This window comes from Lysinibacillus sp. NPDC093692 (assembly GCF_050280125.1).
Taxonomy (GTDB): Bacteria; Bacillota; Bacilli; order Bacillales_A; family Planococcaceae; genus Lysinibacillus.
In genome coordinates this window covers 21,457-39,447 of sequence record NZ_JBNNUW010000027.1, presented here as the reverse complement: position 1 = coordinate 39,447, position 17,991 = coordinate 21,457, and the positions used below count along the sequence as shown (strand labels likewise).

At 37.6% G+C, this 17,991-nt stretch carries 12 protein-coding genes and 1 riboswitch; of the genes, 11 read left to right on the top strand and 1 reads right to left on the bottom strand.

The window, feature by feature from the left end; all coding sequences use genetic code 11:
- Positions 1–7: 7 nt before the first annotated feature.
- From ACQKN4_RS21855 to ACQKN4_RS21805, 11 genes are all read left to right on the top strand, one after another.
- On the top strand, positions 8–1,021 hold the full coding sequence (locus ACQKN4_RS21855; RefSeq protein ID WP_427484791.1) for a YdcF family protein: 1,014 nt from the start codon (positions 8–10) through the stop codon (positions 1,019–1,021).
- 354 nt (positions 1,022–1,375) lie between these two features.
- Positions 1,376–2,662, top strand: a complete 1,287-nt coding sequence (locus ACQKN4_RS21850) for a tetratricopeptide repeat protein (RefSeq protein ID WP_427484790.1) — start codon at positions 1,376–1,378, stop codon at positions 2,660–2,662.
- A gap of 617 nt (positions 2,663–3,279) precedes the next feature.
- Positions 3,280–4,569: a globin-coupled sensor protein gene (locus ACQKN4_RS21845; protein ID WP_079563657.1), complete on the top strand. Its 1,290-nt coding sequence runs from the start codon at positions 3,280–3,282 to the stop codon at positions 4,567–4,569.
- A gap of 243 nt (positions 4,570–4,812) precedes the next feature.
- The gene (locus ACQKN4_RS21840) at positions 4,813–6,201 is read left to right on the top strand and encodes a protoporphyrinogen oxidase (RefSeq protein ID WP_079563640.1); all 1,389 of its coding nucleotides are present in this window, start codon (positions 4,813–4,815) and stop codon (positions 6,199–6,201) included.
- A 125-nt stretch (positions 6,202–6,326) separates the two neighbouring features.
- A riboswitch (SAM riboswitch) is annotated at positions 6,327–6,426 on the top strand.
- A gap of 341 nt (positions 6,427–6,767) precedes the next feature.
- The gene (locus ACQKN4_RS21835; RefSeq protein ID WP_427484789.1) at positions 6,768–8,615 is read left to right on the top strand and encodes a bifunctional homocysteine S-methyltransferase/methylenetetrahydrofolate reductase; all 1,848 of its coding nucleotides are present in this window, start codon (positions 6,768–6,770) and stop codon (positions 8,613–8,615) included.
- Positions 8,608–12,039 (top strand): methionine synthase, encoded by a 3,432-nt coding sequence (gene metH / locus ACQKN4_RS21830; RefSeq protein WP_427484788.1) that lies wholly within the window; start codon positions 8,608–8,610, stop codon positions 12,037–12,039. The genes ACQKN4_RS21835 and metH overlap by 8 nt, the downstream gene beginning before the upstream one ends.
- 73 nt (positions 12,040–12,112) lie before the next feature.
- Complete coding sequence (locus tag ACQKN4_RS21825; RefSeq protein WP_427484804.1) at positions 12,113–12,613, top strand: N-acetyltransferase family protein; 501 nt, start codon at positions 12,113–12,115, stop codon at positions 12,611–12,613.
- A gap of 443 nt (positions 12,614–13,056) precedes the next feature.
- Positions 13,057–14,088 carry a fatty acid desaturase gene (locus ACQKN4_RS21820; protein WP_079563643.1) on the top strand — a complete coding sequence of 344 codons (1,032 nt, stop codon included), beginning with the start codon at positions 13,057–13,059 and terminating at the stop codon, positions 14,086–14,088.
- A gap of 138 nt (positions 14,089–14,226) precedes the next feature.
- Positions 14,227–15,375 (top strand): sensor histidine kinase, encoded by a 1,149-nt coding sequence (locus ACQKN4_RS21815; RefSeq protein ID WP_427484787.1) that lies wholly within the window; start codon positions 14,227–14,229, stop codon positions 15,373–15,375.
- Between the two features lie 16 nt (positions 15,376–15,391).
- Positions 15,392–16,003: a response regulator transcription factor gene (locus tag ACQKN4_RS21810; RefSeq protein ID WP_079563644.1), complete on the top strand. Its 612-nt coding sequence runs from the start codon at positions 15,392–15,394 to the stop codon at positions 16,001–16,003.
- Between the two features lie 172 nt (positions 16,004–16,175).
- Entirely contained in the window at positions 16,176–16,718 is a 543-nt protein-coding gene (locus tag ACQKN4_RS21805) for a hypothetical protein (RefSeq protein ID WP_079563660.1), read from the top strand.
- 237 nt (positions 16,719–16,955) lie between these two features.
- Here the strand turns inward: ACQKN4_RS21805 and ACQKN4_RS21800 are convergent, their stop codons facing one another.
- Positions 16,956–17,930, bottom strand: coding sequence for a proline dehydrogenase family protein (locus ACQKN4_RS21800; protein WP_079563645.1), 975 nt, complete (start codon positions 17,928–17,930; stop codon positions 16,956–16,958).
- Positions 17,931–17,991: the final 61 nt, after the last annotated feature.

Here is a 17,991-nt window from a genome sequence, read left to right as displayed (position 1 = left end):
TGAAACGATGATCTCAACATTATTACTATTAATTTCAATTTTTTTAATTTTTTATATAACGGAAAGAAGACGGTTTTTCAATGCAGTAGTTCTGGGCCTTGTAGGGTTGTTTATTTTAGGCAATGTACTTAGTCATCCTGTATTTCTCCCGAATGAGCAGGGGATTGTGTCGAAGATGGGTATAGTCGTAATACTTGGAAGTTTCCCGAGTATTATGTTTATTTTATCGATAGCTACGTTTTTTAATAGTAGAATTTTACTTGAAAAAGAAGGACGTAAAGTACGAAATCTATTGTTAGCTGTTTTTGGTTTGAGTTTTTTTATTATGATGATTTGGTATGTATTTGTGATTTTTATGAATATCGAAAATGATCTTTGGCATATTCTTTTCTTCTATGGGTTCTTGGTTTTCGGTTATACAATGTTTTTATATACAAGCATAATGGCCTACGCTACTCTATATCATTTTACGCCTATCTTTTATGAGCCTAACTATATTATTGTGTTAGGGTCAGGGCTAATAGGAGATAAAGTACCGCCGCTTTTAGCTAGCCGTTTAGACGAGGCAGTAAAGCAGTTTAAAAAATATGATGAACGACCTTACATTATCGTCTCAGGTGGACAGGGAAGTGATGAAAAAGTATCAGAAGCATATGCTATGAAAAAATATATAGTTGACGAACATCAAATACTGTCTCAAAAAGTATTTATGGAAGATCAATCGACAAATACTGAGCAGAATATGGCATTCTCTAAAGAAATTATGGATAAACATGCTCAGGGGAAAAAATATCGATCCTTATTCGTAACGAATAATTTTCATGTTTTCCGTGCAAGTATTTATGCTAAAAAGGCGAAGCTTGATGCACAAGGTGTTGGTTCAAAGACAGCCTTTTATTATGTACCTAATGCATTTACTCGTGAATTTATTGGTTTATTAGAAATGTATAAATGGATTCATGTAACTGTCCTTTTGTTTATTACATTGTTTATTGGCTTAATATTGAGAGCATATGTGTAACCAATATAGAGCTGTCTTCCATATAATAGTGGCAAGGTGCATTTTTTTCATTCAGTAGAAGACTCCCACTTCAAGGTGGTGAAATGAATGCGGATGGGGCTCCTTTTTCAGAGTGTGTCTAAATACCTGCTGAAATAGGGGGACTCAGTCTAAGAGTGCCACTTCCTGTGGCAATTAATCTGTGCGAAAGCGAAGTGTTAACGTAGCGACAGCAACAAATGTTTTCTGTGCGAAAGCGAAGTACTAACGTAGCGAAAGCAACAAATGCTTTCTGTGCGAAAGCGCAGTGCAACGTAGCGACAGCAACAATTATGCCAAGGTGAAATTGATAGTAGTGTGCGAGGGGGGAAACGAATGTATGGGCAATTTTTAGCAAAAAAAAATAAAGAGCGAATAGGGTCCCTACAAAAGCTCGCGCAAACACAAGATACGTGTTTTGCGCAAAACATTGATTTGATAGCAGTCAAAGAAGTACAGTTAGCAGCCTTGCACAAAATTGTATATCAAGTTGTGCAGGGGCTATTGAAAAAAAAACAACAACGACATTTACAAATTATTCATCCAGAACAGACACAGTCAGTACAGGAGAATGTGCTAACGCTTTTAGCTGAATATGATGATTTACTGCGTGAAGCAATTCCACTCCCTATTTATATTTTCATTTGGCAAATTTCTTCATTGGAGAAGTTAGCTAATTGCGTTGAGGTTGTTGATGATGTACTTGATATATTGGAATGGTATTTTATTCATCAAAATGAGCAAGTTGAAGCATTTGACGAAGAAGATCTTGATCATGAAGTAATCATTGACTTATACAAAGATGCCATCGAGGAACAGGATGCGGATGCACAGTTTCAACTTGGTGAATATTATAGTGCAATCGACGGGACATATTTCCAACCAGAAAAGTCCGTGAAGTGGTTCGAGTTAGCAGCATCACAAGATAATGCTGATGCACAATATGCACTAGGTAATTTTCACTTTGAAGGTATAGGTGTAGAAGAAAACTATAACATGGCTTTTTCGCTGTACGAGGCTGCAGCAAAGCAAGGGCATCCAGATGCCGCGAATAATTTAGCGGATATGTATTTTAACGGTGAGGGAGTGCCAGAAAATTTGGTACTTGCGAAGAAGTGGTTCGAATTTGCCGCACAACAAGGTGTGGCAGAGGCCATGTTTACACTCGGAATTATATACGAGCAGGGATTAGGAGTCGACAAAGACGAGGCGCAAGCTTGTAGCTATTATAAAAAATCTGCTGAAGTAGGCTATGTTGAGGCACAATATAGGCTTGGAGGTATCTATCTAGAGGGTCGGTTAGGGCAACCGAAAGATGTGAACCGTGGATTATATTGGTATGAAAGAGCAGCAAAGCAATATCATGTCGATGCCTTTTATGATTTGGGCTTTATTTGGAGCAAAGGGTTAACAGGTATACGGAATATTGAAAAAGGTATTCATTGGTTTAAACAGGCCGCCCTTCAAGGTGATTCGGAAGCAAAATTACAACTAGGGCACATATACAATAAAGGAGAAGGAATAGCTAGAAATATTAAAGAGGCTATAAAATGGTATGGACTTGCAGCAGATGCAGGAAGTGCGGAGGCGGCAATTTTACTGCAAGAATTGAAAGGAAAGTAAGTATTTTTTATTAAAAAGTAATAGGTTTTTAGAATTAATTATCGCTATTTGTTGAATGGATAATAAGTTTCAATTCCGGTGCAATAGATAGGTATATATTATCAGTTGTGATTGGTGGTAAAAATATCAATATAATAAAGTGGTATTACCTCGAACTAAAACAAAGGAAAAATAAGCATAAAAAAAACAGAGATGATGTCAATTGGCTACCCAAAAGTATTGTGGTAGCTTTTTTTCTGTTTTAGATAATAAGTAAGACAACAGGTACTTTTTGTTCAATTAATGGTAAAAAATGTATATTTGAAAATTGACAGCTATTTATAAAATGTATAAGGTATATGAGGGATTTTGAAAGGTAGTTAGTAGCGATAGCTAATTATAAAGTTACCATTTTTAGTTGATTGTAGCCCGTAACAAAAGACAGAGTCACAGGTAATATATATATAAATATCCTGAGGGTGTTCTCACTAAAAGTTAGGGATGACAATTCCACAGGAAGGCGCCTAGCCCGAATGGAAATCAATTCTACTTTATGGTGATGTTTTTTTATTTTTTAGTGAATGGAATTAAATTTTTCTCAGCTTTTAAAAGTACACGGCATGAAAGAGGGTAAATGTGTGATTTTTCAAAAACAGAGAAAGACAACGGCGTTAGATTTAGAGCAATACATTGTAAAAATGGATATAGCGAATCGCCATTCAATAAAAAAGCAAATTGATTTGCTTAAATTGACGAAGCGGGATTTACAATATTTAAAAGCCTTTCAACCTTTTGTAGAAGGCAATATTGATAACATTGTTAATCGATTTTATGAAATGATTGTAACTGAACGTACTCTAGTAGATATTATTAATAAACATAGTTCTGTAGAGAAGCTGAAAATTACTTTAAGACGTCATATTATTGAAATGTTTAATGGTACGATTGATGATGATTTTTATCAAAGAAGAGTTAAAATTGCTAAAGTACATGTACATATCGGGCTTAAAACACAATGGTATATTTGTGCTTTTCAAGATTTAACGGCATCATTTATTGACTTAGTTGAAGAACATGTTCATCATCCAATGGATCAACTTAATACAATTAGGGCTATCTCGAAAATATCTAATTTTGAGCAACAGTTAGTTTTAGAGGCTTTTGAGCATACCATTGAGCAACTTCATGAAAAAATAGAACGTAGAAAAGAAGTAATAGAGAAAAAGATCGTAGCGTCTTCGGAAGGTCTTGCCACAATATCATTGGAAACAAACAACTCGTTTTATCGCTTAAGCGAACAATCGGATGAAATTAAACAACTGGCAAAAAAATCACTTCAAGTGTCGACTATGGCTGAGAGTCAGGCATTAGAGGGTCGTGAACGATTAAAGAATCAATCGCAAAATATGAGTAATATTATTAACTCGCTTGATGGTATAGCGGAAAATATTACACAGTTGGCAGATATGTCAAGGGAAATGGAATCGATTATGAATGTTGTGACAAATATTGCTAATCAAACAAACTTGTTGGCTTTAAATGCGGCAATAGAAGCGGCTCGCGCTGGAGAAGCGGGTAAAGGCTTTAGTGTTGTTGCAGATGAAGTGAGAAAGCTATCGATTCAAACAAAGGAATCTGTCACATCGGTTGCGACTTTACTACATAAAACGAATGAGCGGACTGATAAACTTGTTCACTCGCTTAGTAATATTCAAGAAGAGGTAACTTCTGGTGAGGAAAATATGGTTCAAACGGAAGGTCAATTTACTAACATATTGGACGCTATGACCGAAGCCAAAGAACAAAATGGACAGATGGAAAAAGAAGTACAAGCAATAGTAGAAGTACTAAGTCAATTAGGTATTGCTTTTAATGAAGTGAAAAATTCCGCTGAAGAACTAGCTAGTTTTGCACAAAATTTAAATTAATGAAGTGAAAAGCTATAAATAACACTATATCAACTATTAATATATACGATCCGCTAGGTAGATAAAAGATACCGGTGAAAATATGCTGTTAAATTCAATATATACTAATTGAACATAGAAAAAAATGGAGCTATCCCATGTGCTGGATAGCTCCATTTTTGCTAAATTTGTAAAGGGTTTAACGTAATTTTCGATAAAAAAAGTTTATACTGAAATTAAGAACTAAAAATAGGGGCGGTTAATATGAAAACAGTTGTTGTATTAGGTGGCGGAATTACGGGTTTGTGTACGATGCATTATTTACAACGCCAAGTTCAGGAGAAAAACTTACATGTAAAGCTTGTACTCGTTGAAAAAAATACATACCTTGGTGGCAAGCTTCATTCTGCATATGAACAAGGCTTTATCTTGGAAACAGGTGCTGATTCTATAGTAGCGCGTCATAAAGGTGTTATGGAATTAGTAGAAGAACTTAATTTTGAACAAAATCTTGTGTATAACGAAACGGGTGTTTCGTATATTTACACAAATAATGAGCTACATGCTATCCCAGCGGATTCAACGTTTGGTATTCCTATGAGCTTACAATCTCTTGAGGAAAGCACGCTTGTATCAGAGCAAGGTAAAAAAGAAGCATTAACGGATTTAACCATGCCAAATGAAGGGTTTACTAAGGAAAGTTCGATTGGGGAATTTCTAACGTACTATTTAGGTGAGGAGCTTGTTCAAAACCAAATAGCGCCCGTACTTGCAGGTGTATACTCGGGAGATTTAAATCAACTTTCAATTGCTTCCACTTTACCGTATTTAATCGATTACAAAAACGATTACGGTAGTATTATTAAAGGCTTTGATGCAAACAGGGAACAATTTTTGAAAGCCGCTAATAAAAAATTTATTTCATTTAAAAATGGTTTATCATCACTAATTGATCGACTTGAAGAAACATTAACGGATGTAGAAATTATAAAAGGGATTGCCACTACAAGTGTTAAAAAGCAGGAGAATCAGTACTCCGTTACATTAGCAAGCGGTAAAATAATTGAAGCAAATCATGTTGTCATGGCACTGCCAAATGAAGCGGTACAAAGCTTAGTGCAGGATGAATCTTTGAACGGCTATTTTGAACAATTCAATACTGCATCCGCCATTACGATTTACTTAGGGTTTGATGTACCCGATAATAGATTACCGGCGGATGGAACAGGCTATATTGCGTCACATAATTCAGATGTTATTTGTAATGCAGCAACGTGGACAAGTCGCAAGTGGAAACACACGTCAGCAGAAGGAAAATTACTAGTTCGACTTTTTTATAAGAGCATTAACCCTGAGTATGAGAGATTGCGTTTGATGTCAGATGAAGAGTTAGCAGCGGTTGCTCTAGAGGATGTAAGAAAAAGCTTGGGTATTGAGGAAACACCAACAATTGTGGATGTGACAAAATGGATCGACCAAATGCCAAAATATGATTTGGCACATCGTGAAGCGTTGCAAGGTCTCGTACAAGAGCTTGAGAAAAACTATCCGAATTTATCAATAGCGGGGTGCTCTTATTTCGGAGTAGGCATAGGTGCGTGTATTCAAAATGGTAAAAAAATTGGTGAGGAGCTTGCTGAAAAACTATCGTAATTGTTTGATTTAAATCAAAATCTGGTATTTTTCGTGAAGTTTTACCTCTGTTCTGTGAAATAGTCTTGACTCAATCGTTCGTAAACGATATGATTCTTTTAATTATTTAAAAAATTCATACAACATTCTTATCAAGAGAAGCTGAGGGACTGGCCCTATGAAGCTTCAGCAACCAACTTATTGTCAGGTGCTAAATCCAGAGGACCATAGTGTCGAAGATGAGAAGGAAAAAACAATGACGAAACGTTAAAGCCTTCTTTTTTTGTAAAAGAAGGCTTTTTTATTTTAACTTCTTTCAGCGGGTACCAAATATCCACTGAAAGAAGTTAAAGCCTCCGGCGGTTGTCACGGAATCGGAAAGGAGTGCTTTGGGGATGTTAGCCTAAAACCATCGCACCCATGCGATAATGGCTAACTGACCTGCATCGGTAAAAACGCCACCTCCTGTGGCATTACCGAAATGACCGACATCGTGTCGGCCCTCGTGCAGGCCTAAGCACAAAGCCGATTCCGGATGCAATTATGCCGAGGCATAATTGATAAATAAAGGAAGAGAGGCTAGTTTTATGGGATTGCTTGAAAGGTTAAAAACGCATGTTCTTACAGCAGATGGTGCAATTGGTACAGTTTTATACGGCTATGGCTTGGAGTATTGCCACGAGGAAATGAATATACAAAGACCTGAATTAATTGAAAAGATTCATAGAGAGTATATAGCGGCAGGTGCCGATATTATTCAAACGAACACTTACGGAGCTAATGCCATAAAATTAGCCCGCTATGGATTAGAATCTCGTGTGCAGCAGTTTAACGAAGCTGCTATAACGATTGCAAAACGAGCAGCGGCAGATGGTGGACAATTTGTCTTAGGTACTATTGGGGGAATCCGTGGTATTCGAAAAAGCGATGCAACGTTAGAGGAAATCTTAGCAACAGTTGATGAGCAGGCAACCGTTTTACTTGCAGGAAATCCAGATGGCCTTTTACTGGAGACATATTATGATTTTGAAGAGTTAACAGCGACTTTAGCAATGCTACGAGCTAAAACGAAATTACCGATTATTGCTCAAATTTCTATGCACGAACCAGGGATTTTACAAAATGGAATGAGCTTAAATAACGCTTTACATGAACTTGAAGCGCTAGGTGCTGATCTCGTAGGTGTTAACTGTCGCTTAGGTCCCCACCATACAATACAAGCATTTGAAGGTGTAGAGCTTCCTAAGAAAGCATTTATGTCAGCGTATCCGAATGCGTCTCTTCTTGATGTAGAGGATGGCCGTGTCGTTTATGAGTCGGAGGCAGATTATTTTGGTCGAGCAGCTGTAGAGCTTCGTGATCAGGGGGTACGTTTAATTGGTGGTTGTTGTGGTACGACACCAAAGCATATTGCTGCAGCGAAAAAGTACTTAGAGGAGTTATCCCCAGTCGAAGAAAAGTATGCAAAGCCAGAAAAAGTAGAGATTGTCCGTGAGGCTGAGCCAGCAAATTACGAACCATTACATGTAAAAGTAAAACGTGAACGCTCCGTTATAGTGGAGTTAGATACACCAAGACATTTAGAAATTGAAGGCTTTATTGCAGGAGCAAGAAAAATATATGAGGCGGGCGCAGATGTAGTCATGATGGCAGATAATTCACTTGCTTCCCCAAGGATTAGTAATGTCGCAATGGGTGCCTTACTGAAAGAAACACACGGGGTACGACCGTTAACTCATATAACATGCCGGGATCGTAATTTAATTGGACTTCAATCACATTTAATGGGATTAAATGCACTAGGCATTCACGATATTTTAGCAGTGACTGGAGATCCGACGAAGGTGGGCGATTTTCCAGGGGCCACAAGCGTTTATGACGTATCTTCAATGGAGCTAATCCAATTAATAAAACAGTTAAATGAAGGTGTATCTTTCTCGGGGAAACCACTTCGTAAAAAGGCGAATTTCTCTGTAGCGGCAGCCTTTAATCCTAATGTACGTGTACTAGATCGCGCGGTATCTCGATTAGAGAAGAAAATTGAATATGGCGCAGATTATTTTATTTCGCAGCCTGTTTATACAAAGGAAAAAATCGTGGAAATTTACGAGGCGACAAAGCATTTAGAAACACCAATTTATATAGGCATTATGCCAGTAACGAGCTATAAAAGTGCGGAGTTTTTACATCATGAAGTGCCAGGTATCAAACTATCCGATGATGTGTTAACCCGTATGAAGGAATGTGGCGATGATAAAGAACGCGCAACACTAGAAGGAATTGCAATTGCTAAGGAATTAGTAGAAGTAGCAGCGGAATATTTCAATGGTATTTACCTCATCACACCATTTTTACGCTATGACATGACACTAGAATTGATGAAATTTATTGAGCAATTGGATGAACAGAAAAAAGGGGTAAGTATAAATGGCTAAGCACTTGATTGAAGAACAACTAGAGAAACGAATTTTAATTCTTGATGGCGCAATGGGTACAATGCTACAAAATGAAAATTTATCAGCAGAGGATTTTGGCGGCGAGGAATATGATGGCTGTAATGAAAATCTCGTGCTAACTAGACCAGATGTGCTTGAAAAAGTTCATAGAAAATATTTAGAAGCTGGAGCAGATATTATTTGTACAAATACATTTGGAAGTACACCACTTGTATTAAATGAATATGATCTTGGTGCGAAGGCAGAAGAAATCAATACACGTGCTGTGGAAATTGCACGCAAAGTAGTAGATGAGTTTTCTACATCCGATTGGCCACGTTTTGTAGCGGGGGCTATGGGACCAACTACAAAAACCTTGTCAGTTACAGGTGGTATTACATTTGATGAGTTAGAGGAAAACTTCTATGTTCAGGCCAAGGCATTAATCGAAGCCGGAGCCGACGTTCTGTTGCTAGAAACTAGTCAGGATATGTTGAATGTTAAGGCAGGAACATTGGGGGTATCTCGTGCTTTTAAGGCAACTGAAAAAGAGCTACCTGTGATGATATCGGGAACAATTGAACCGATGGGAACAACATTGGCCGGTCAAACAATTGATGCTTTTTATATTTCCATCGAGCATATTAAGCCATTATCAGTTGGCTTAAACTGTGCAACTGGACCAGAGTTTATGACGGATCATATCCGTTCACTAGCAGAGCTTTCAACAGGCTATATTAGCTGTTACCCGAATGCAGGCTTACCTGACGAGGAAGGTTGCTACCATGAGTCACCTGAATCGCTGTCACAAAAGCTAAAAGGCTTTGCAGAAAAGGGGTGGCTAAATATTATCGGAGGCTGCTGTGGTACAACTCCAGCACATATTGCTGCTATTCGAGAAGTGCTAAAGGACCAAAAGCCTCGTCAATTACCAGATGCCACACATGGTCATGTAGTTTCTGGTATCGATCCATTGGTGTATGACGATTCTATGCGTCCGTTATTTATTGGTGAACGGACAAATGTAATCGGTTCTCGTAAGTTTAAAAATTTAATTATTGACGGGAAGTTTGAGGAAGCTGCAGAAATCGCGCGTGCCCAGGTGAAAAATGGAGCACATGTTATCGATATTTGTTTAGCAAACCCTGACCGCGATGAACTAGAAGATATGCGTGGCTTTATGCAGGAGGTTGTAAAAAAAGTAAAAGTACCTCTTGTAATTGACTCGACAGATGAAAAAGTAATTGAGGAAGCACTTAAGTTTTCTCAAGGGAAAGCGATTATTAACTCTATAAACCTAGAGGATGGCGAGGAGCGCTTTGACGCAGTTTTACCGCTAGTGAAAAAATATGGTGCTTCTTTAGTAGTGGGGACAATTGATGAGCAAGGCATGGCGGTTGATCGACAGCGTAAGCTTGAGATTGCTGAACGTTCCTATAAATTGTTAACAGAAAAGTGGGGTATTGCTCCTGAAGATATTATCTTTGACCCATTAATGTTCCCAGTAGGAACGGGAGATGAGCAGTATATTGGTTCAGCACTTGAAACGGTAGAAGGAATTCGCCTGATTAAAGAAAAAATGCCACGTACATTAACGGTACTTGGTGTTAGTAATATTTCGTTCGGATTGCCACCAGTAGGTCGTGAAGTATTAAATGCCGTATATTTATATCACTGTACACAGGCTGGATTAGATTATGCAATTGTGAATACGGAGAAGCTAGAACGTTATGCATCCATTCCTGAGGAGGAAATTAAGCTAGCCAATGATTTACTCTTCCATACAAATGATGAAACATTAGCTGTTTTCACGGATTTCTATCGTGATAAAAAGAAGGAAAAAACAGAGGCAGATATTCCAAAAACAGTAGAAGGTCGTTTAGCTTACTATATTTTAGAAGGTACAAAGGAAGGGCTTATTGAGGATCTAGATGCTGCTCGTGAAATTTTTGAAACACCGCTTGATATTATTAATGGACCATTAATGGACGGAATGGCAGAGGTTGGCCGTTTATTTAACGATAATCAGCTCATCGTAGCGGAGGTATTACAATCAGCAGGGGTTATGAAGGCAGCAGTGGCACATTTAGAGCAATTCATGGAGAAAAATGAAGAGAGTGCTGGCAAGGGGAAAATGGTACTTGCTACTGTAAAAGGCGATGTGCATGATATTGGGAAAAACCTTGTCGATATTATTTTAAGTAATAATGGCTATAAGGTAATTGATCTTGGCATTAAAGTAACACCTGCTCAGTTAATAGAAACGATTCGTAAGGAGAAGCCAGATTTCGTCGGGCTTTCAGGCTTACTTGTAAAATCAGCACAGCAAATGGTTATTACAGCTCAAGATTTCAAGGAAGCGGGTATTGATGTTCCTATTTTAGTAGGGGGAGCGGCATTATCTCGTCGCTTTACTGAAACAAAAATCGCTGGCGAATATAATGGTCCTGTCATTTATTCAAAGGATGCGATGCAAGGATTAGAGCAAGTAAATCGGTTAATGGGGAAAGGTACACGTGCGGATTTCTTAGTTGAAATTGAGGAATCTCGCAAAAAACGCTTAGAGGCAGACGAAAAAAGAGCAGCTCGCACGGCTAAAGAAGTAACTGTTAAGCCTGTACGCACGGTAAAGGGAGCTTCTGTCTTTCTTCCGGCTGATTTGCGACGCCATGTAAAGAGAGATTATGCGGTTTCGCATTTATATCCATATGTTAATATGCGGACATTACTTGGACATCACCTAGGCTTAAAAGGTCAAGTACAGCAATTGCTTGATGCTGGCGATGCAAGGGCAACAGAGTTAAAAGATTTAGTCGACGATTATTTACAAAGTGATTTATTGAAGCCTTCGGGTGTGTATCAGTTTTTCCCTGCACAAGCCGATGGGGATGATGTAGTTGTTTATGATCCAGCAGATAGCAAAACAGAAATTGAACGATTTACCTTCCCGCGTCAGCAAGTTGAACCGTTTTTATGTCTTGCAGATTTCCTGAAAACAGTTGAAAGCGGTGAAATGGACTATATTTCCTTAATGGTAGTAACAGCTGGACAAGGGGTTATGACGAAAGCTCGTCAGCTAAAAGAGGAAGGGAAATTCCTTGAAAGTCATGCATTACAATCTACAGCACTTGAGCTTGCGGAAGGCTTCGCGGAGCGTATGCACCAAGAAATTCGTGATCAATGGGGCTTCTCGGATAAGACAGATTTTACAATGCGTGATCGTTTCGCCGCAAAATATCAAGGGCAGCGTTTTTCATTTGGCTATCCTGCATGTCCGAACTTGGAGGATCAAGAGAAATTGTTTGGCTTATTAAAACCAGAAGACATTGGTGTGCATTTAACGGAAGGCTTTATGATGGAGCCTGAAGCTTCTGTTTCAGCAATAGTCTTTGCACATCCAGATGCTCGGTATTTTAATGTGTAATGCTAGGAAAAGTGTTATAACTTTATGTAAAGAGGTTAAAGCCTCGGCATAATTGAAGTAGGACGTGAGCATGATGATTCGATTAATGGAAGAGAAAGATTTACCTGGTGTTTTAGATATTTACAATGACATTATTTTAACGAGCAAAGCCGTTTATCGATATGAAACTCAATCGTTAGAAGAAAAAAGACGATGGTTCAAGGACCAGCAAGCAATCGGTAATCCACTGCTAGTCTTTGACGTCAATGGCACAGTAGCCGGCTTTGCAACATATAGTCAGTTCCGTCCATATCCAGGCTATAAGCACACAATGGAGCACTCTGTATATGTGCATAAAGATCATTATCAAAAGGGAATAGCTATCCAATTAATGTATGAGCTTATTCGAATTGCTAAAGAGCAAGATGTGAAAACACTCGTAGCGGGCATTGATGGTGAAAATATCGTGAGCATAAAAGTACATGAAAAACTAGGTTTCGAATATGCGGGGACAATAAAAAACGCAGGCTACAAATTTGGACAGTGGCTAGATCTTGTATTTTATCAGCTACAGTTAACTGGACCAAAAGTGTAGAAAGTATTCGACATGACATATCTTTTCAGCTTGCCTACTCATATCAATGCCACATTCTTATCACCAAAAGTTGAAGATGAAATACGCGTTGTATAATAGGTTGATTTGAGTGTAGGCTGGGCGCCCAGGAAGCTTTGCTCTGTGCGAAAGCGTAGCGACAGCAACAACAAATGTTTTAACTGTGCGAAAGCGTAGCGACAGCAACAACAAATGTTTTAACTGTGCGAAAGCGTAGCGACAGCAACAAAGCGCCCAGCCGGAACGGAAATCAACTCCACTTTATAGTGATGAGCCATATTAATTTATATTTATTCCTTTGTACACATTATAAAAGGATATGACAAATGTCATATCCTTTTTATGATGTTTGCTTCTGTTGCATGATTGTACTCTTGTTTTATGATGAGGTCATAAGAAAAAAAGGAAACGAGGGAGTAAATATAATGGCAACAGATAAAGAAAAAACAAAAAAACTGCGCCAAGATGTAGCACCATTTGCAAAATCTGATACGGCTAAAAGTATCTTTCAAATGGTTAATACGATTATACCTTTAATTGCCCTTTGGGTAGCTGGCTATATGTTAGTGGATGTTTCACCATGGTTAACAGTTGGGTTAAGTGTAATTTCTGCTGGATTTGTCGTACGAACTTTTATTATTTTCCATGATTGTACACACGGCTCATTTTTCAAAAGTAAAAAAGCAAACGACTGGGTTGGTTTTGTAACTGGGGTGTTAACATCATTCCCATATGAAAAATGGAAACGTGAGCATACAATTCACCACGCAACTAGCTCGAACTTAGATAAGCGTGGTATCGGTGATATTGATATGATGACAGTGGAAGAATTTATACAAGCATCTAAAGGGCAACGTTTATGGTATCGTTTTTACCGTAATCCATTCGTAATGTTTGGCTTAGGTCCACTGTTTATGGTGTTAATTTTAAACCGTCGTAATCGAAATGATGCTAAACAGAAAGAACGTATTAATACGTATTTAACAAATGTAGCCATCGTAGGAATCTGTGCAGCCTTAATTTTCTTTATGGGATGGCAAGCATTTTTATTAGTGCATGTAGTAACATTGTTTGTGGCTGCTTCTCTTGGCATTTGGTTATTTTTTATCCAACATACGTATGAAGATTCTTATTTTGAGCATGACTCAGAGTGGGATTATGTAAAGGCTGCTGTTGAAGGTAGCTCGTATTATAAATTACCAAAGCTATTACAATGGGTTACAGGCAATATTGGTTTCCACCATGTACACCATTTAGCTCCTCGTGTACCGAACTATAATCTTGAAAAGGCGCATAATGACATACCGCCATTACACACTGCAACGACAATTACGTTACGTACAAGCTTAGAATCATTACGCTACAAGTTGTATGATGAAGAGCAAGGCAAGTTTGTAACCTTTAAAGACGTTAATGAAATAATTAAGCGAAAAGAAAGAGGCAGTTTAGCTGCTTAGTAAAATTTTTCAGCCATCTCTTCTAAGGGATGGCTGTTTTACGTAAACATTGTACAACAGGCTCAGTAAACATCATGTGCAGGCATAAAATAAATTTTCTTGTTATAATGAGGGAAAAGTAGGAAAGAGCGTGAGATTATGTTGAGGAAATGGCAAAGTATTATTCCGAATAGTCCAATGCTCAGTATATATTTATGGATTATTTTCTGTTTCCTACCGTTTTTCTTCATTTTTAGAAAATCATCTTATCTAGAAATATCAATTGGCATTACATTTTTAATGCTATATTTTATTTTCTACCGATTTTCCATGAATTCGAAAAACGGTCTTGTTTATATGTGGATTAGCTTTGAAATGGTTATTAATATCGTTATGACGATATTGTATGGCTATGTGTATTTATCAATTTTCACAGCTTTCTTTATTGGAAATCTTCGTAAACCGGTTGGCTTCTTTATTATATACGGTCTACATATTGGCTTTACGGTTATTTCTACAGGTGTTGGCTTTTTTGTTGAGCTACAGTTATTTTTATCACAACTACCATTTGTTGTTTTAACAATTTTAGCGGTTGTGCTTCTCCCACTAACGATTTATTCAAAAAATAAACGCGAAAATTTAGAAGGTCAGCTTGAGACTGCTAATGAACGAATAGCTGAGTTAATTGTTTTTGAAGAACGCCAACGTATTGCTCGGGATTTACATGATACGCTCGGTCAAAAGTTGTCGATGATAGGCTTAAAAAGCGACTTAGCTTCAAGATTAATTGAACGTGATCCACAGCAGGCTCTAACAGAGATTAAGGATATTCGTCAAACGGCGAGTATCGCATTAAAAGAAGTACGTGAATTAGTATCGGGTATGCGAACGGCTAGGTTTGAGGACGAACTTATGCGTATTGCCCAAATATTAAAGGCTGCTGAAATGGAATTTGTATTTGATGGTGATAAAGATGCATTACAAGTTCCACCGCTTGTAGAAAATGTATTATCCATGTGCTTAAAAGAGGCAGTCAATAATGTCGTTAAACATAGTGGTGCTACAAAATGCGAAATTGCCTTCCATCAAAATTTTAAGGAAGTATATTTAGTTGTTCGTGATAATGGGCAAGGAATCACCAAAAAACAAGCATGGAAAACGGGTAACGGATTAAAGGGAATGCGAGAACGGTTAGAGTTTATAAACGGTTCTTTTAAAATCGAAAGTGAAGAGGGCACTACATTAACAGTGTCGATTCCAGTGGCGATTACGCATCAGAAGGTCAAAGAAAATCTGAAGAACATATAGAAATGAGGACTGTGACATGATACGAATTGTAATTGCTGAAGATCAGGGTATGCTATTAGGCGCACTCCGTTCATTACTTAGTATGGAGGATGATATGGAGGTCGTCGGCTTAGCAAAAAATGGTGAGGAAGCATTGGCGCTTGTTGAAGAGCATCAGCCTGATATTTGTATTATGGATATTGAAATGCCAGTAAAAACTGGATTGGATGCTGCCGAGGAACTGCATGCCTCAGGTTCTAATTGTAAAGTGATTATATTAACGACATTTGCAAGGCCAGGTTATTTTGAGCGTGCAAGAAAAGCCAGCGTTCGTGGCTATTTACTAAAGGATAGTCCGATAGAAGAATTGGCCAGTGCCATTCGGACAATTATGGACGGCAGAAGAATATATGCGCCTGAACTCGTTGATTTTGTCTATGAGGATGATAGTGAAAATCCTTTAACTGACCGCGAGAGCCAGGTACTGACACTTGTTGCAGAGGGCAAGACGACAAAAGAAATTGCTGCAGAATTGTTTTTATCAGCAGGAACTGTCCGCAACTATATCTCCACTATTTTAGAAAAATTAAATGTTGGAAATCGTATTGAAGCCATCGCTCGTTTTAAGGAAAAAGGGTGGAATAAGTAGTAATACACTTATACTAAGAAAAAAATAAGAAAAAAATAGACAAAAGGCATTGAATAATTAAAATTCAGTGCCTTTTGTCATTATAAAAGAATAATTGATATTGTATATTTTAACTACTAATGATAATATTTAGTAAAAGTAAAACGTTTTAATGGGAAGGATGGAAATGATTATGAAAAAAATTTCGAAAATTACTTCAATAGCTTTTTTAGCAACAACATTTGTCGTGACAAGCGCAAATCCTTCAGCCGTTTTGGCTGCAAGCAACGATATAGTTGAGACAGATTCATCTATCCCATTAGAAAGTAGTATGGATCAAGCTGTTCAGGCAGCATTAGTTGGACCTGAAATCAAAAAACTAAATGTACTAGGTCATGAATTTAATGTAAAACCTGTTTCTATTTCGAAAATGGATCATCTAACAGTTGTAAATGGGCAAATATCCCATCACTTAAGCTGGCGTCCAGATGATCAGCTATACTATCGCATTGAAAAAGAAAACGGAGAAGTAAAACAAGTGGAGATCAAAATTGATCGAGGCGGATGGACAAGTTTATCTGCTCCGTTTATTGCTACATTAGCGCAAAAAAATGATATCCCGATTACGCTAGAAATGATCCAAGAGCTTGGGCAAAAATTAGGTAGTCTTATTGATGGTAAATGGGAGTATGCAGCAGAAGCCATTGTTTCTACCATTGCTTTACATGTTGAATAATATAAAACTTTAATCAGTGGGGCTTTTCATCACCCTCACTGATTATTTTTATTACACGTTTTCAATATATTTCCGATAAATGGAATTTTACTTGCGAGAACAACAGATAAACTGAGAATCTGAAATAAATCAGTAAGTGAGGGAAGCGGTTTAGTGTTTGCCTGTGGAAAGTACGTTCTTGAAAGAATAAAGCCAGAAGCTTAATCAATTAAGCTTCTGGCTTCATTATGTTAGACCTTATTTTTTACGTTTTGTTAAACGTCCAAGAACGAATGCACCTGCTGCTACAGCGAGGACTGTGTTCGTTTTTTTCGTAAATACTTGTTTTGTAACAAGATTAAGATTTTGAGGACGCTCCGCTAAACGGCGCATAAAGTAGCCGTACCAATCTTCGCCGAATGGTACATATACACAGAAGTTATAGCCTTCTTTTGCAAGCTCTTTTTGCAAATCTGTACGGAAGCCGTAAAGCATTTGGAATTCGAATTTATCTAGTGGAATATTATTGTCCTCTACAAAGCGTTTTACGTGTGCAATAACATTATGGTCATGTGTTGCGATGGACGTAAATTTACCATGTAGTAAATGATATTCAATTAACTCAATGAAATTTAAATCAATATCTAATTTATCTTGGAAAGCAACCTCTACAGGCTCCTTATAAGCACCTTTTACGATACGAAGGCGATAGTCCTGGAATTTTTCAATATCGTCTTTTGCACGGTAAAAATAAGATTGGATAACAGTACCCACATTATTAAACGTTTTGGAAAGCTCTTCAACCATATCGAAAGAAGTTTGTAAACGATCATAGTCTTCCATGTCAAAGTTTACGAATATATCATATGCTGCTGCTTTTTCTACAATTTCATATAAGTTGTCGTAGCAAAAATCAACATCAATATCTAAACCTAATTGAGATGGCTTTAACGAAATATGCGCATCAACGCTATTTTCGTGAATAGCCTCGATAACAGCAAGGATTTGTTCTTTAGCTTTTGTTGCTTCTTCTTCGGTTGAAACAAATTCCCCTAAATTATCTACTGTACAAGAGATATTATGCGCGTTTAGCTCTTTGATACTAGCAATCGTTTCTTCAATATTTGTACCAGCTACTACACTTTGTGCTCCTAATTTTAGGCCATATTTTTTTGCAGTACTATTTAATAGTTGGTTTTCAGATAAATGGATGAAAAAATCGCGTAATAACATGGTCATTCTCCTCACTGCTGCATTTTTCTTTTTATTATAACATAATTTAGAAAATATATAT

Excerpts from the sequence above, each read along its gene's own strand:
- ACQKN4_RS21855 (WP_427484791.1), top strand. The coding sequence starts at position 8 with ATGATCTCAACATTATTACTATTAATTTCAATTTTTTTAATTTTTTAT.
- ACQKN4_RS21850 (WP_427484790.1), top strand. The coding sequence starts at position 1,376 with ATGTATGGGCAATTTTTAGCAAAAAAAAATAAAGAGCGAATAGGGTCC.
- ACQKN4_RS21840 (WP_079563640.1), top strand. The coding sequence starts at position 4,813 with ATGAAAACAGTTGTTGTATTAGGTGGCGGAATTACGGGTTTGTGTACG.
- ACQKN4_RS21835 (WP_427484789.1), top strand. The coding sequence starts at position 6,768 with ATGGGATTGCTTGAAAGGTTAAAAACGCATGTTCTTACAGCAGATGGT.
- metH (WP_427484788.1), top strand. The coding sequence starts at position 8,608 with ATGGCTAAGCACTTGATTGAAGAACAACTAGAGAAACGAATTTTAATT.
- ACQKN4_RS21825 (WP_427484804.1), top strand. The coding sequence starts at position 12,113 with ATGATTCGATTAATGGAAGAGAAAGATTTACCTGGTGTTTTAGATATT.
- ACQKN4_RS21820 (WP_079563643.1), top strand. The coding sequence starts at position 13,057 with ATGGCAACAGATAAAGAAAAAACAAAAAAACTGCGCCAAGATGTAGCA.
- ACQKN4_RS21815 (WP_427484787.1), top strand. The coding sequence starts at position 14,227 with ATGTTGAGGAAATGGCAAAGTATTATTCCGAATAGTCCAATGCTCAGT.
- ACQKN4_RS21810 (WP_079563644.1), top strand. The coding sequence starts at position 15,392 with ATGATACGAATTGTAATTGCTGAAGATCAGGGTATGCTATTAGGCGCA.
- ACQKN4_RS21805 (WP_079563660.1), top strand. The coding sequence starts at position 16,176 with ATGAAAAAAATTTCGAAAATTACTTCAATAGCTTTTTTAGCAACAACA.
- ACQKN4_RS21800 (WP_079563645.1), bottom strand. The coding sequence starts at position 17,930 with ATGTTATTACGCGATTTTTTCATCCATTTATCTGAAAACCAACTATTA.